This is a genomic window from Pseudomonas sp. TE31087, from assembly GCF_057284075.1.
Genome location: NZ_JBXVNN010000001.1, coordinates 2620526 through 2634162 on the forward strand (window position 1 = coordinate 2620526; position 13637 = coordinate 2634162).

The following is a 13637-nucleotide window of genomic DNA, read 5'->3' on the forward strand; positions in this document are numbered from 1 at the left end:
GAAGAATCATGCTGCTGTTGTGGTTGCTGGTCCTGGTGCTAGGCGCCGCGTATCTACTGCATCGACGCCTGGCGCCGTTGCAGATCCTCGCGGCAATCGCCGCCTACACACTGCTCATGGGCCTGTTCAGCACGGCGCCGGGCTGGCTGCTGACGCTGATCTGGGTGGTGATCGCCCTCAAGGTCGCCTTCTTCGTCCTGCCAGAAATGCGCCGCAAACTGTTCACCGCGCCGATGTTCAGCTGGTTCCAGCGCACCCTGCCGCCGATGTCGCAGACCGAGCGCGAAGCCATCGACGCCGGCACCGTGTGGTGGGACGGCCACCTGTTCAGCGGCCGCCCCGACTGGAACACCCTGCTCGACTACCCCGCGCCCAAGCTCAGCGAGGAGGAACAGGCCTTCATCGACGGCCCCACCGAGCAGCTGTGCGCCATGGTCAGCGACTGGCAGATCGGCCAGGACCTCGACCTGCCGCCGCAAGCCTGGGACTTCATCAAGCAGCACGGCTTCTTCGCCCTGATCATCCCCAAGGAATACGGCGGCAAGGGTTTCTCGGCCTACGCCCACTCCCAGGTGGCGATGAAACTGGCCACCCGCAGCGGCGACCTGGCCTCCACGGTGATGGTGCCCAACTCCCTGGGCCCGGCCGAACTGCTGCTGCACTACGGCACCGACGAACAGCGCAGCCACTACCTGCCGCGCCTGGCCCGTGGCGACGACATCCCCTGCTTCGCCCTCACCGGCCCCCTGGCCGGCTCCGACGCCGGGGCCATGCCCGACACCGGCGTCATCTGCAAAGGCCAGTGGCAGGGTGAAGAAGTCATCGGCCTGCGCCTGAACTGGGAAAAGCGCTACATCACCCTCGGCCCGGTCGCCACCCTGCTGGGCCTGGCCTTCAAGGCCTACGACCCCGACCACCTGTTGGGAGAGCAGACCGAGCTGGGCATCAGCCTGGCGCTGATCCCCACCGACCTCCCCGGCGTGGAGATCGGCCAGCGCCACCTGCCGCTGGGCGCCGCATTCATGAACGGCCCCAACAGCGGCAAGGACGTATTCGTGCCGCTGGACTGCCTGATCGGCGGCCAGGCCATGCTCGGCAAGGGCTGGATGATGCTGATGAACTGCCTGTCAGTGGGCCGCTCGATCTCCCTGCCGGCGGTCGGCACGGGCGCGGCCAAGTACACCAGCCTGGTCACCGGCCAATACGCCCGCGTGCGCGAACAGTTCAACGTACCGCTGGCCGCCTTCGAAGGCATCCAGGAATCCCTGGCACGCATCGGCGGCAACGCCTGGCTGATGGACAGCGCCCGCCTGCTCACCGCCAAGGCTGTCGACCTGGGGGAAAAACCCTCGGTGCTGTCGGCGATCCTCAAGTACCACCTCACCGAGCGCGGCCGCGAGTGCATCCAGCACGCCATGGACGTGCACGGCGGCAAGGGCATCATCATGGGCCCGAACAACTACCTGGGCCGCAACTGGCAAGGCGCGCCGATCTTCATCACCGTCGAGGGGGCCAACATCCTGTCGCGCAACCTGATGATCTTCGGCCAGGGCGCAATCCGCTGCCACCCGTTCGTGCTCAGGGAAATGGCCCTGGCCGGGCGCGAGGACCACGACCAGGCGCTGAACGAGTTCGACGACCTGCTGCTGCAGCACATCCTGTTCGCCGCCGGCAACGCCGCCAGCACCCTGGTGCTGGGCCTGGGCCTGGGGCATTTCGAGAAGGTCCCGGGCGATGCCTTGAGCCAGGGCTACTTCCGCGCCCTCAACCGCCAGGCGGCGGCGTTCGCCCTGCTGGCCGACCTGTCGATGATGCTGCTGGGCGGCGCGCTCAAGCGGCGCGAACGCCTGAGCGCCCGGCTGGGTGATGTGCTCAGCTACCTGTACCTGTCCAGCGCCGCGCTCAAGCGCTACCACGACCTCGGCTCGCCCGAGCATCTGCGCCCCCTGCTGCGCTGGGCCCTGGAGGAAAGCCTGGGGCAGGCCGAGAAAGCGCTCGATGCGTTGCTCGACAACTTCCCCAACCGCTTCCTGGGCTGCGCCCTGCGCGTGCTGGTGTTCCCGTTCGGCCGCCGGCATACCGGGCCCAGCGATGAACTGGATGCCGAGGTGGCGGCGCTGATCGGCCGCCGCAAAGGCGACCCGGCGCTGGAAGAGCTGCTGGCGGGCTGCTTCAGGCCTCAGGCCGACGGCGACCCGGTGGCCGCGCTGCAGACCGCCTGCGACCTGCTGGACGATGCCGCCCCGCTGCACAAGGCGCTGCATCAGGCCATCAAGGAAGGTAAGGTGCAGGCGACACCAGGGCAATCGGTGATCGACGCCGCCATCGAAGCGGGCGCCTTGCAAGCGGAGGAAGGCCAACGCCTGCATCAGGCCGAGCAGGCGCGGCGGGTGGTGATCGATGTGGATGCGTTCGACAAGGAAGTGCTGTTGCCCGAAGCAGGCAAAGTGCGCTGAACATTCATCGACAACATCGCGGGGCAAGCCCGCTCCCACGAACAAGCCGTGAACATGTGTTCGTGGGAGCGGACTTGCCCCGCGATAGCGCCAGCACAGGCAGCTACGCTGCCAGCCTATGCAAAACCGGCGTATACTCCGCCCCCCGTTTCAACCACCCCGAGGACCGCCGCCATGGCCAACCCCCACCTGGAATACCACCTGCAACTGCTCCACCACCTGCGCACCATCCTGGCGGCGCTGGGTGAAGCCGAACAGGTCCCGGAGGAAAGCCACGCCCTGTTCCTCGAGCGCTTCGACGAACTGCTCACCCTGCTGCCCCAGAACCCGCTGCAAAGCCAGTACCTGGGCCAGGACCTGATCTGCCAGGTGATCCAGCGCTACCCGCAGATCGCCCACCTGGTGCCGCGTGACCTGCTGTGGTTCTTTGGTGGCGATTGCCTGCATTTCATGCCGGATGAAGAGTTGGAGCTTTACCAAACGCTGGAAGAGCGCCGCTACGAGGCCGAGCAGAACGGTGAACCGTTTGATTGGCACCAAGAAAAGCAACTGCTAGCCAAGCCTGCTCAGGGTGATATTCACTGATATAGATGCATCCCGGCCCCATCTGGGCCGGGAACCCCAATCACCTGAGCGGGACAAGTGAATTCACTCCGCCAAATCACGATCTAGCAAGTCAGGGGGAATCCTAGCCTCACCCCCGAAAAAATGATGCGCCGAAGAACATAAGAACTCTGCTTCCAGTCGAAGTCGTTCTACCTGCGAAGGGGGCTGCTTCCCTTTACTTTCTTCATAACGCCTCCACGCATCGACCGCCCGTTTACATATCTCCAGCTGGACTTCCAAATCCGTCGTTTCGATCGTCACGGTCATTGCTCCTTCCTTGTTCAAGGCAGAATGGAGTGTGATCAGGCGCGCCCAACATTCTCCCCCGACAGAGTAATAACTGATGGTATGAGTACGAACATCGGGCGTAACGAGTAGCGCCATGCCGTTGTACGCCCCCAGACGACATTAGCCAACTAGTAAAATTGATAGGTGTGCAGAGCCAGCTCGCCCCAAAAAACCAATCTCGCGAGCAAAAAAAAACGCCACTTCAAACGAAGTGGCGTTTTCAATTTGGAGCGGGAAACGAGACTCGAACTCGCGACCCCGACCTTGGCAAGGTCGTGCTCTACCAACTGAGCTATTCCCGCAGGGTGAAGCTTTACCGCATGTGGCGTGAAGCGCCTTGACGACCTTCACCACCTGCACCGTCGGAAACGATGCGTTGAAACTGGAGCGGGAAACGAGACTCGAACTCGCGACCCCGACCTTGGCAAGGTCGTGCTCTACCAACTGAGCTATTCCCGCAAATATGGCGTCCCCTAGGGGACTCGAACCCCTGTTACCGCCGTGAAAGGGCGGTGTCCTAGGCCACTAGACGAAGGGGACTAAGCCGACGCTTTTCAGCGCACCAGAACATGAACCTCACGATTCAGCCTGGATTTTCTTTTCCTGCCCTGCCGAAGCAGTGCCGGAGAAACTGGAGCGGGAAACGAGACTCGAACTCGCGACCCCGACCTTGGCAAGGTCGTGCTCTACCAACTGAGCTATTCCCGCAATATGGCGTCCCCTAGGGGACTCGAACCCCTGTTACCGCCGTGAAAGGGCGGTGTCCTAGGCCACTAGACGAAGGGGACACGCTGCTCGCATTACCTATTAAAGTACTGCTTGCTTTCACTCCCTGCCGCGTTTCGCTGTGTGCTTTACGCTGCAAGTGGCGCGCATTCTATGGATGCCTTGGAAGGTCGTCAACCCCTTTGTAGAAATTTATTTAAATCAATGACTTCCCGTCGTCATGGGCGGTGGTGCAGGATGCGTCCGGGGATTGGCGTTGCTTTTCTGACGTTGGCTCGGCAAGCTCGTAGCGATGTGCCACTATCTGTAGGTTTTGGATTACGGGCCGATAGATAGAGGTAAGGCTGAGGGCCCCATCGCGGGGCAAGTCGCATCGGCGCACCGCCGCTCCCACGAATCCGCCACAGGTTCAATGGAGCGCAGGACTGTCCGCCAGGCTGCACTGTTCGCTTTCGGGCGGACTCACTACACTCTCGATAGATGCAAAACTTCTTCATGAGGCGTTAACGGTGACACCACTTCTGATCACCCTGCTTATCGTTGCGGGTATCGCGCTGCTGATCGTGATCGGCTACCTCAACAATGTGGTCGAGAACGGCAAGCTCGAGCGTGCACGGCTCAAGGTCGAGCTGGCCGACCGCCTGCGCCGCTGCGGCGAAATCACCGAGACCTTCCCCGGGCAGTTCATGACGCCTGCGCTCAAGCTGCTGTTGACCCGCCTGGAACTGAACCTCAACCAGCGCCAGCTGGCGCTGGACAAGCACAGTGGTGACCTCAAGGCACGTATCGCCGAGCTGGAGGGGCTGATCGGCCAGGGTGAGAGAATCCCGGTCAGCAACCCGCCCTCGCCGATCCAAACCGAGGTCAAGGCCAAGGATGTGCGCTTTTTGCTGGAGCTGCTGCACAACCAGATCGTGCGCGCCACCCAGGAAGGGTTCCTCGCGACCAACGAGGGCAAGTACTGGGTCAAGGAGATCCGCCATATCCTGGTGTTGCTGCATATCGAGTTCTTCAACAACCTCGGCCAGCAGGCCCTGCAGCAAAACCAGCCGGGGCAGGCGCGCCTGGCGTTCGAGCGTGGCGTGCAGTACCTGCGCAAGCAGCCTGAGCCCAAGCAGTATGAAGAGCAGCTGACTTACCTGGAGAAACTGCTGAACCGGGCCAACGCCCAGGTGCTGGACCAGATGGAGCCGGCGGAGAATGAACAGAATGCGCTGACCCAGGGGCTCAAGACTGATGAGGATGAGACCTGGAAGAAGAAGGTTATTTACGACTGATTGGTTGCCTGACGGATCCTGGGGGCGCTTTGCGCCCCTTTCGCGACACAAGGCCGCTCCTACAGGGGATCGCGGTTGCTTGGACCGGCCGGCAAGGGCTGCAAAGCAGTCCCAGCGATCTTGAGATAGAAAGGGGCCTTCGCAGGCCCCTTCTTCATTTCAGCAATCGGTCAACTCGAGGAACACCTCGACCAACCGCTCCAGCCCCACCTGGTCGGCCTCGCTGAAGCGCGCCAGCTTCGGGCTGTCCAGGTCGAGCACGCCGATCAGCCTGCCGGCCTTGACCAACGGGATCACCAACTCGCTGTTGGACGCGCTGTCACAGGCGATATGCCCGGGGAACGCATGCACATCCTCGACCCGCTGGGTCGTGCGGGTAGCCGCCGCGGCACCGCACACGCCCCGGCTGAAGGGGATGCGCACGCAGGCCACCTGGCCCTGGAACGGGCCGAGCACCAGTTCTTCGTTGCGGTTGATATAGAAGCCCGCCCAGTTCAGGTCCTCTACCTGGTTGTACAAAAAGGCCGAGAACTGCGCGGCGTTGGCGATGAAGTCGCGCTCGTCGGCGAACAGCGCCTGCACTTGCGCGGCCAGCAGGTCGTAGCCATCGAGGCCTTGGCCACTGGCGTTGAGGTCGATCATTTATTTCTGCTCCAGCAATTGCAGCCCGACCCAGTAGCGGGCGAACTGATAGGCACAACGGCCATTACGGTTGCCGCGGCCGGTGGCCCAGCGCACGGCGAGGATGTCGAGCGCTTCGCTGCGCTGCCACTGCAGCCCGGCCGGGCGCGCCAGCTGGCCGATCCAGTGCTCGACCACGTTGAGGAAATGCTCCTGGCTGAACGGGTAGAACGACAGCCACAGGCCGAAACGGTCGGACAGGGCGATCTTGTCCTCCACCGCCTCGTTGGGGTGCAGCTCGCCGTCGACCATCTTCCAGTTCTCGTTGTCGCTCTGCTTCTCCGGCACCAGGTGGCGGCGGTTGGAGGTGGCGTACAGCAGCACGTTGTCCGGGGCTTGCTCCAGCGAGCCGTCGAGCACGCTCTTGAGCACCCGGTAGTCGCCCTCCCCGGCTTCGAACGACAGGTCGTCGCAGAACAGGATGAAGCGTTGTTCAAGTTTTTGCAGTTGCTCGACCACCCGCGGCAGGTCGGCCAGGTGGTCGCGCTCGATTTCGATCAGGCGCAGGCCCTGGCCCGCATGCTCGGCCAGCAGCGCACGCACCAGCGACGACTTGCCGGTGCCGCGCGAACCCCACAGCAGGGCGTGGTTGGCCGGCATGCCGTTGATGAACTGGTGGGTGTTGCGGCCCAGCTGCTCACGCTGCTGGTCGACGCCGATCAGGTCGGACAGGCGGATGTCGAGGCTGACTTCGAGGGGCATCAGGTAGCCGCTGCGGCCGTCGCGTTGCCAGCGGGCGGCCAGGGTACGGGTCCAGTCGATGTCCGGGCGCGGGGCCGGCAGCAGGGGTTCGAGGCGGGCGAGGACGGATTCTGCGCGGTCTAGGAAAGCGGTAAGGCGGGTGTCCATGAGGGCTCCTGCAAATCAGGTTTCGGTACCGTGCCGGCCCCTTCGCGGGTAAACCCGCTCCCACAGCAGGCAGTGGCCCCTGTGGGAGCGGGTTTACCCGCGAAGGGGCCGGCACGGACAAAAGCTGAATGTTCGACAGACCCGCCAGCAGCCAGGGCTGATCGGCTATGCTTGCGCAGCGCACGGAGCAAGTAACCGGCTTGGGACCCATGGATATCAAGTTCACCAATCGCCTGTCATACAAGCAAGCCCGGTTGACAGTCCTGGTCGGCTTCATCCTGGGAACATTGCTCAGTCTCATCCAGATCGGCATCGATTATGCCAGCGAAGACGCGTCCATCAACCGTGAAATTCAGGCACTGCTGAAGATCAGCCACGACACGGCCTCGCGCATCGCCTACAACATCGACACGGAGCTGGCCCAGGAGCTGACCGGCGGCCTGCTGAAATCGCCGGCACTGATCCGCGCGCGGCTGATCGACAACAACGACACCGTGCTGGCCGACGTACAGCGCCCCAGCACGGAGAGCCGCTACCGACCGCTGTCGGACTTCCTGTTCGGCGAGCAGCGCCAGTTCCAGGACCGGCTGTTCCTCGCCCACATGCCCGACGAATACCTCGGCACCCTTTACCTGGATGTCGACACCTACACCTTCGGCGGGCGCTTCCTCGACCGCGCCGGGGTCACCCTGGTCAACGGCTTTGCCCGCAGCCTGGTGCTCACCGGCATCCTACTGGGGCTGTTCTACCTGATGCTGACCAAGCCACTGGTGACGGTGATCGGCGCGCTCAGCGGCAACGATGCGCGCACGCCCAGGCAGAACCGCGTGGACTGCCCCAAGGGCCACGAGAACGACGAGATCGGCGTGCTGGTGCGGGTCGCCAACCAGCAGTTCGTCAGCATGGCCACCGAGATCCAGCAGCGGCGCACCGCCGAGAACCGTCTGACCCAGTACCTCAACGAGCTGGAGGACATCGTCTCGGCGCGTACCACCGAGCTCAAGGCCAGCAACAGCCGCCTGAGCCTGTCCAACCAGGAGCTGGACGAGGCGCGCCAGCGCGCCCTGGACATGGCCCAGGCCCGCGCCGCCTTCCTGGCCAACATGAGCCACGAGATCCGCACCCCGCTCAACGGCATGCTGGGCATGATCGCCCTGGCCCTGGACAGTGGCCTGGCGCCCGAGCAGCGCCAGCAGCTGTCGATCGCCCACGACTCGGGCAAGGTACTGGTGGAGTTGCTCAACGATATCCTCGACCTGTCCAAGTTCGACGCCGGCCAGCTGGAGCTCGAGCGCATTCCGTTCGACCTCGGCGCCATGGTCGAGGACACCGCCAACCTGCTGTCGCAAAACGCCGCGCCCAGCGTCGAACTGACCTGCCTGGTCGCCCCGGACTTCCCCAGCACGGTGCTGGGCGACCCGACCCGGGTGCGGCAGATCGTCAGCAACCTGCTGTCCAACGCCCTCAAGTTCACCCGTTTCGGCCGCGTCGACGTGCGCCTTTGCAGCATCGTCGGCGGTATCCGCCTGGAGGTGAGCGACACCGGCATCGGCATCCCCGAGGAGGCCCAGGCGCGGATCTTCCAGCCGTTCACCCAGGCCGGCGCCGGCATCACTCGCCAGTACGGCGGCACTGGCCTGGGCCTGGCCCTGACCCGCAACCTGTGCAAGGCCATGCAGGGGCATCTGCATATCCAGTCCGAAACCGGCTTCGGCAGCCGCTTCAGCGCCGACCTGCCGCTACCGGCGCACACCGAGGCGATCCCGCCGGCGCCATTGAACGGGCGGGTGGTGGCCCTGGGCAACCCCGGCAGTGGCCTGGCCGAGCTGCTGGAGGGGCTGTTGCCGCGCTGGGGGCTGGAATACGTGCGTCATGAGGATGCCAAGGACCTGGCCGGCACGGCTGTCGACCTGCTGATTACCGACGACCTGGACCACGTGCTCGACCTGCGCCCGGCCATCGAGGCACCGATCCTGCTGGTGACCGCCTACGGTAACTTCCTGCCCACCGAGCAGGCCGAGCAACTGGCGCCCTTGCAGCAACTGGCCCGCCCCCTGGCACGCAATGCCTTGTACCAGACCCTGCGCCGCACCTTGCAGGGCGAGCCCAACGCGCCACTGCCCCACGAGGTACCGGCCTCCAGGGAGCTGAGGGCGCGCATCCTGCTGGTGGAGGACAACCCGGTGAACCAGCTGGTGGCCAAGGGCATGCTGGGCAAGCTCGGCTGCCAGGTGCAGGTGGCTGCCCACGGCCAGGAGGCCCTGGACTGCCTGGAGCGGGACAGCTTCGACCTGGTGCTGATGGACTGCAACATGCCGGTGATGGATGGCTACGAGGCCAGCCGACGGATCCGCCAGAGCAGCCGCTGGCCGGAGCTGCCGATCGTCGCGCTGACCGCCAACGCCATGCCCGAGGAGCGCGAGCGCTGCCGCGCCGCAGGCATGAACGACTACCTGGCCAAGCCGTTCCGCCGCGAGGAACTGCTGGCGCTGATCGAGCACTGGGTGCCGGTCAGCGGTTGAGCAGCGGCTCGATCGCCGACTTCAGCGCCTCGGGCTTGGTGGTCGGGGCAAAGCGGCTGACCTTGCCGGTGCGCGGGTCGACCAGGAACTTGGTGAAGTTCCACTTGATCTTCTGCGTGCCCAGCACGCCCGGCGCCCGGCGCTTGAGCTCGGCGAACAGCGGGTGGGCACCGGGGCCGTTGACCTCGACCTTGCGAAACAGCGGAAAACTCACGCCGAAGTTGAGCTCGCAGAACTGCGCGATCTCCCGGGCGTCGCCCGGCTCCTGCTTGCCGAACTGGTTGCAGGGGAAGCCCAGCACCACCAGGCCCTGGTCGCGGTACTCCTGCCACAGGCGTTCGAGGCCCTTGTATTGCGGGGTGAAACCGCACTGGCTGGCGGTGTTGACCACCAGCAGCGCCTTGCCGGCGAAGTCGCCCAGCACTTTCTGTTCGCCACCGAGGGTGACGCAGGGGATGTCCAGCAGCGCATCGGCCATGTTCGCTCTCCGTCAATCGCGTGGCTTGAGGTCCAGGCACACCGAGTTGATGCAGTAGCGTAGCCCGGTCGGCGGCGGGCCGTCGGGAAATACATGGCCCAGGTGGGCATCACACTGCGCGCAAGTGACTTCGGTGCGGATCATGCCGTGGGAGGTGTCGCGGATCTCGATCATCGCGGCTTCTTCGATCGGCTCGTAGAAGCTCGGCCAGCCGCAGCCGGAATCGAACTTGGCCTTGGCGTCGAACAGCGGCAGGTCGCAGCAGATGCAGTGGTAGATGCCGTCGCGGCGCTCGCTGTTGTACTTGCCGCTGAACGGCCGCTCGGTGCCCTTGAGCCGGCACACCTGGTACTGGGCCGGATCGAGCATGGCGCGCCATTCGTCCAGGGTTTTGTCGATCTTTTGCATGATGGGACCTCGGCAGGCTGAATTTCACCTCGCACCGGCTTTTCCCTGGCGCGGGTGGCACGTATATTAGTTGGCTTCGTGTGCAAGGCAGCCAGTCTGGCACCCGCTTCCCGCCCTTTCAAACCTTTCGAGCAAGGGCGGCGCGTATTCTCACTCGGGATCTCATCATGCAGTTCAGCAAATCGAACAAGCTCGCCAATGTCTGCTACGACATTCGCGGCCCAGTGCTCAAGCACGCCAAACGCCTGGAAGAGGAAGGCCACCGCATCCTCAAGCTGAACATCGGCAACCCGGCGCCGTTTGGTTTCGAGGCGCCGGACGAAATCCTCCAGGACGTGATCCGCAACCTGCCCACCGCCCAGGGCTACAGCGACTCCAAGGGTCTGTTCAGCGCGCGCAAGGCGGTGATGCAGTACTGCCAGCAGAAGGAAATCGAAGGCGTCACCATCGAGGACATCTACCTCGGCAACGGTGTGTCCGAGCTGATCGTGATGTCGATGCAGGCGCTGCTCAACAACGGCGACGAGGTGCTGATCCCGGCCCCCGACTACCCGCTGTGGACCGCCGCGGTGAGCCTGGCCGGCGGCAAGCCGGTGCACTACCTGTGCGACGAGCAGGCCGACTGGTTCCCCGACCTGGACGACATCAAGGCCAAGATCACCCCGAACACCAAGGCCCTGGTGATCATCAACCCGAACAACCCGACCGGCGCTGTGTATTCCAAGGAATTGCTGCTGGGCATGCTGGAGCTGGCGCGCCAGCACAACCTGGTGGTGTTCTCCGACGAGATCTACGACAAGATCCTCTACGACGAGGCCGTGCACATCAGCACCGCGTCGCTGGCCCCGGACCTGCTGTGCCTGACCTTCAACGGCCTGTCCAAGTCGTACCGGGTGGCGGGCTTCCGCTCCGGCTGGCTGATCATCTCCGGGCCCAAGCACCACGCCCAGAGCTACATCGAAGGCATCGACATGCTGGCCAACATGCGCCTGTGCGCCAACGTGCCGGCCCAGCACGCGATCCAGACCGCCCTGGGCGGCTACCAGAGCATCAACGACCTGGTGCTGCCGCCGGGGCGCCTGCTGGAGCAGCGCAACCGTACCTACGAGCTGCTCAATGCCATCCCCGGGGTGAGCTGCGTCAAGCCGATGGGCGCGCTGTACGCGTTTCCGAAGATCGACCCGAAGGTCTGCCCGATCTTCAACGACGAGAAGTTCGTGCTCGACCTGCTGCTGTCGGAGAAGCTGCTGATCGTCCAGGGCACGGCGTTCAACTGGCCATGGCCGGACCACTTCCGCGTGGTGACGCTGCCGCGGGTGGATGATCTGGAACAGGCCATTGGCCGGATCGGTAATTTCCTGCGCACTTATTCGCAGTAAGCGATACCGTCATCGCGGGGCAAGCCCGCTCCCACGCCTACCCCATACGGGCTGGCGTGGGAGCGGGCTTGCCCCGCGATGATTTTGCCTTACATCCTGCAACGCTCTCCCCCACAGCCCTCACGGCATCCTCTGCCATACTCCTCGCGTACACAGTTTGAAATAGTCGCCCGGTTGAATAGCCGCGCCCTCCCCCTTATATACCCCGCAGTACGCAACGAACTTATCCGTCAGGAGAACGTAACAACCATGATGCGCATTCTGTTGTTTGTAGCCACCAACCTCGCGGTGGTGCTGGTTGCAAGCATTACCCTGAGCCTGTTCGGCTTCAATGGGTTCATGGCGGCCAACGGGGTTGACCTCAACCTCGGCCAGCTGCTGGTCTTCTGCGCCGTGTTCGGTTTCGCTGGCTCGCTCGTCTCCCTGTTCATCTCCAAGTGGATGGCGAAGATGACCACCGGCACCCAGATCATCACCCAGCCCCGCACCCGTCACGAACAGTGGCTGTTGCAGACCGTCGAGGAACTGTCCCGCGAGGCCGGCATCAAGATGCCCGAGGTGGGTATCTTCCCGGCCTACGAGGCCAACGCCTTCGCCACCGGCTGGAACCGCAACGACGCGCTGGTCGCCGTCTCCCAGGGCCTGCTGGAGCGCTTCTCGCCCGATGAGGTGCGTGCGGTTCTGGCCCACGAGATCGGCCACGTGGCCAACGGCGACATGGTCACCATGGCGCTGGTGCAGGGCGTGGTGAACACCTTCGTGATGTTCTTCGCCCGCATCATCGGCAATTTCGTCGACCGGGTGATCTTCAAGAACGAAGAAGGCCACGGCATTGCCTACTTCATCGCGACCATCGTCGCCGAGCTGGTCCTGGGCATCCTCGCCAGCATCATCGTCATGTGGTACTCGCGTCGCCGCGAATTCCGCGCCGACGAAGCCGGCGCCCACCTGGCCGGTACCGGCGCGATGATCGGCGCACTGCAGCGCCTGCGCTCCGAACAAGGCCTGCCGGTGCACATGCCCGACACCATGAAGGCCTTCGGCATCAATGGCGGCCTCAAGCATGGCCTGGCCGGCCTGCTGATGAGCCACCCGCCGCTGGAAGACCGCATCGACGCGCTGCGCCGTCGCGGTTGATCCAGGCAGCAACACGAGAGGGCGACTTCGGTCGCCCTTTTTCATTGCCAGGACCGACCACATCGCGGGGCAAGCCCGCTCCCACGCCAGCCCGCTTGGTGCAGGCGTGGGAGCGGGCTTGCCCCGCGATGGCTTCAACGCCGAACGCTGTAGACTCGCTCAACCAGGCTTTCAACACCGGCCTTCAGAAACTTCGGGCTCTCGTCCGAAATCTCCCGCGCCTCGACCTCCTCGACCCACCACCCGGCAAACCCTGCCCGCACTTCGGCGTCCGGCACCGAAAACGGCGGCCCGTCGATCAATCCCTGGTCGTAATCCAGGGTCACCAACAGCCCGCGACAGGCCGCCGGCAACTGCTCACCCAGCAACGCCATGTAGCGCTCGCGCATCGCCACCGGCAAGGCGATCAGCGCCGCCCGGTCATATACCCCCGCGCAGTCCGCCAGATCCTCGGCGCACAGGGCGAACACATCCCCGCACCACAGCTCCACCTCGTCGCTGCGCCACACCTCGAAGGCACCGTGCCGGGCAATCTGCGCCACCAGGCCATGTTCGGTGAAGAAGTCCGCCACCGCCCTGCGCGACAGCTCCACCCCCAGCACCCGATAACCCTGGGCGGCCAGCCAGAGCAGGTCCAGGCTCTTGCCACACAGCGGCACCAACACCCGAGCGCCCGGGGCCAGCCCCAAGGTCGGCCAGTGCGCCTGCAGGTACGGGTTCACCTGGGATTGGTGAAAGCCGATCTGGTTGTCCGCCCACCGCTTGTGCCAGAACGCTGGCTCCATGATTCCTCCCGGTTTTTCGATAAAAGCCTGTGAAAACTTATATTG

General features: G+C 64.2%; 12 protein-coding genes and 5 tRNA genes. 6 read left to right on the forward strand and 11 right to left on the reverse strand.

The genetic code is table 11. The features are described 5' to 3' along the window. Nucleotides 1-8: 8 nt before the first annotated feature. Complete coding sequence (locus ACZ899_RS11715; RefSeq protein WP_203647564.1) at nucleotides 9-2456, forward strand: acyl-CoA dehydrogenase; 2448 nt, start codon at nucleotides 9-11, stop codon at nucleotides 2454-2456. A gap of 174 nt (nucleotides 2457-2630) precedes the next feature. Further along, nucleotides 2631-3041, forward strand: a complete 411-nt coding sequence (locus ACZ899_RS11720; RefSeq protein WP_234561549.1) for a PA2817 family protein — start codon at nucleotides 2631-2633, stop codon at nucleotides 3039-3041. A 63-nt stretch (nucleotides 3042-3104) separates the two neighbouring features. On the opposite strand, the gene ACZ899_RS11725 is transcribed toward ACZ899_RS11720, so the two are convergent. From ACZ899_RS11725 to ACZ899_RS11750, 6 genes are all read right to left on the reverse strand, one after another. Further along, the gene (locus ACZ899_RS11725; RefSeq protein ID WP_232857574.1) at nucleotides 3105-3329 is read right to left on the reverse strand and encodes a hypothetical protein; all 225 of its coding nucleotides are present in this window, start codon (nucleotides 3327-3329) and stop codon (nucleotides 3105-3107) included. Nucleotides 3330-3576: 247 nt separating this feature from the next. Next, nucleotides 3577-3652 (reverse strand) — tRNA-Gly (locus ACZ899_RS11730). Nucleotides 3653-3733: 81 nt separating this feature from the next. Continuing rightward, nucleotides 3734-3809 (reverse strand) — tRNA-Gly (locus tag ACZ899_RS11735). Nucleotides 3810-3814: 5 nt separating this feature from the next. Further along, nucleotides 3815-3890 (reverse strand) — tRNA-Glu (locus tag ACZ899_RS11740). A gap of 92 nt (nucleotides 3891-3982) precedes the next feature. Then, nucleotides 3983-4058, reverse strand: a tRNA-Gly gene (locus ACZ899_RS11745). A 4-nt stretch (nucleotides 4059-4062) separates the two neighbouring features. Continuing rightward, a tRNA-Glu gene (locus ACZ899_RS11750) sits at nucleotides 4063-4138 on the reverse strand. 447 nt (nucleotides 4139-4585) lie between these two features. On the opposite strand from ACZ899_RS11750, the gene ACZ899_RS11755 reads away from it, so the two are divergent. Then, on the forward strand, nucleotides 4586-5353 hold the full coding sequence (locus ACZ899_RS11755) for a hypothetical protein (protein WP_050704683.1): 768 nt from the start codon (nucleotides 4586-4588) through the stop codon (nucleotides 5351-5353). Nucleotides 5354-5512: 159 nt separating this feature from the next. Here ACZ899_RS11755 and ACZ899_RS11760 read toward each other — a convergent pair whose 3' ends face one another. Together ACZ899_RS11760 and ACZ899_RS11765 are read right to left on the reverse strand one after the other, a co-directional pair. Next, nucleotides 5513-5995 carry a GAF domain-containing protein gene (locus ACZ899_RS11760; protein ID WP_203647566.1) on the reverse strand — a complete coding sequence of 161 codons (483 nt, stop codon included), beginning with the start codon at nucleotides 5993-5995 and terminating at the stop codon, nucleotides 5513-5515. After that, the gene (locus ACZ899_RS11765; protein WP_234561548.1) at nucleotides 5996-6883 is read right to left on the reverse strand and encodes an ATP-binding protein; all 888 of its coding nucleotides are present in this window, start codon (nucleotides 6881-6883) and stop codon (nucleotides 5996-5998) included. 167 nt (nucleotides 6884-7050) lie between these two features. Between ACZ899_RS11765 and ACZ899_RS11770 the strand changes: the two genes are divergently transcribed. Further along, the gene (locus ACZ899_RS11770) at nucleotides 7051-9405 is read left to right on the forward strand and encodes a response regulator (protein ID WP_203647568.1); all 2355 of its coding nucleotides are present in this window, start codon (nucleotides 7051-7053) and stop codon (nucleotides 9403-9405) included. Here the strand turns inward: ACZ899_RS11770 and ACZ899_RS11775 are convergent. Both ACZ899_RS11775 and msrB read right to left on the reverse strand, forming a co-directional pair. Next, on the reverse strand, nucleotides 9395-9883 hold the full coding sequence (locus tag ACZ899_RS11775) for a glutathione peroxidase (RefSeq protein WP_203647569.1): 489 nt from the start codon (nucleotides 9881-9883) through the stop codon (nucleotides 9395-9397). The two genes, ACZ899_RS11770 and ACZ899_RS11775, sit on opposite strands and share 11 nt — an antisense overlap. Nucleotides 9884-9895: 12 nt before the next feature. After that, a complete protein-coding gene (gene msrB / locus ACZ899_RS11780) occupies nucleotides 9896-10291 on the reverse strand; it encodes a peptide-methionine (R)-S-oxide reductase MsrB (protein WP_110736678.1) in 396 nt (131 codons plus the stop codon). Nucleotides 10292-10458: 167 nt separating this feature from the next. Here msrB and ACZ899_RS11785 point away from each other — a divergent pair, with 167 nt between their 5' ends. Then, entirely contained in the window at nucleotides 10459-11670 is a 1212-nt protein-coding gene (locus tag ACZ899_RS11785) for a pyridoxal phosphate-dependent aminotransferase (RefSeq protein ID WP_050704677.1), read from the forward strand. Between the two features lie 249 nt (nucleotides 11671-11919). Then, nucleotides 11920-12807: a protease HtpX gene (gene htpX / locus ACZ899_RS11790; protein WP_038705666.1), complete on the forward strand. Its 888-nt coding sequence runs from the start codon at nucleotides 11920-11922 to the stop codon at nucleotides 12805-12807. 134 nt (nucleotides 12808-12941) lie between these two features. Here the strand turns inward: htpX and ACZ899_RS11795 are convergent, their stop codons facing one another. Further along, complete coding sequence (locus ACZ899_RS11795; RefSeq protein ID WP_485627596.1) at nucleotides 12942-13592, reverse strand: thiopurine S-methyltransferase; 651 nt, start codon at nucleotides 13590-13592, stop codon at nucleotides 12942-12944. Nucleotides 13593-13637 lie beyond the last annotated feature (45 nt).

What these genes read in the sequence shown, in the direction of transcription:
- ACZ899_RS11765 (WP_234561548.1), bottom strand. Translation starts at nt 6,883, where the DNA reads ATGGACACCCGCCTTACCGCTTTCCTAGACCGCGCAGAATCCGTCCTC.
- ACZ899_RS11715 (WP_203647564.1), top strand. Translation starts at nt 9, where the DNA reads ATGCTGCTGTTGTGGTTGCTGGTCCTGGTGCTAGGCGCCGCGTATCTA.
- msrB (WP_110736678.1), bottom strand. Translation starts at nt 10,291, where the DNA reads ATGCAAAAGATCGACAAAACCCTGGACGAATGGCGCGCCATGCTCGAT.
- ACZ899_RS11725 (WP_232857574.1), bottom strand. Translation starts at nt 3,329, where the DNA reads ATGACCGTGACGATCGAAACGACGGATTTGGAAGTCCAGCTGGAGATA.
- ACZ899_RS11775 (WP_203647569.1), bottom strand. Translation starts at nt 9,883, where the DNA reads ATGGCCGATGCGCTGCTGGACATCCCCTGCGTCACCCTCGGTGGCGAA.
- ACZ899_RS11795 (WP_485627596.1), bottom strand. Translation starts at nt 13,592, where the DNA reads ATGGAGCCAGCGTTCTGGCACAAGCGGTGGGCGGACAACCAGATCGGC.
- ACZ899_RS11760 (WP_203647566.1), bottom strand. Translation starts at nt 5,995, where the DNA reads ATGATCGACCTCAACGCCAGTGGCCAAGGCCTCGATGGCTACGACCTG.
- htpX (WP_038705666.1), top strand. Translation starts at nt 11,920, where the DNA reads ATGATGCGCATTCTGTTGTTTGTAGCCACCAACCTCGCGGTGGTGCTG.
- ACZ899_RS11770 (WP_203647568.1), top strand. Translation starts at nt 7,051, where the DNA reads ATGCTTGCGCAGCGCACGGAGCAAGTAACCGGCTTGGGACCCATGGAT.
- ACZ899_RS11785 (WP_050704677.1), top strand. Translation starts at nt 10,459, where the DNA reads ATGCAGTTCAGCAAATCGAACAAGCTCGCCAATGTCTGCTACGACATT.
- ACZ899_RS11720 (WP_234561549.1), top strand. Translation starts at nt 2,631, where the DNA reads ATGGCCAACCCCCACCTGGAATACCACCTGCAACTGCTCCACCACCTG.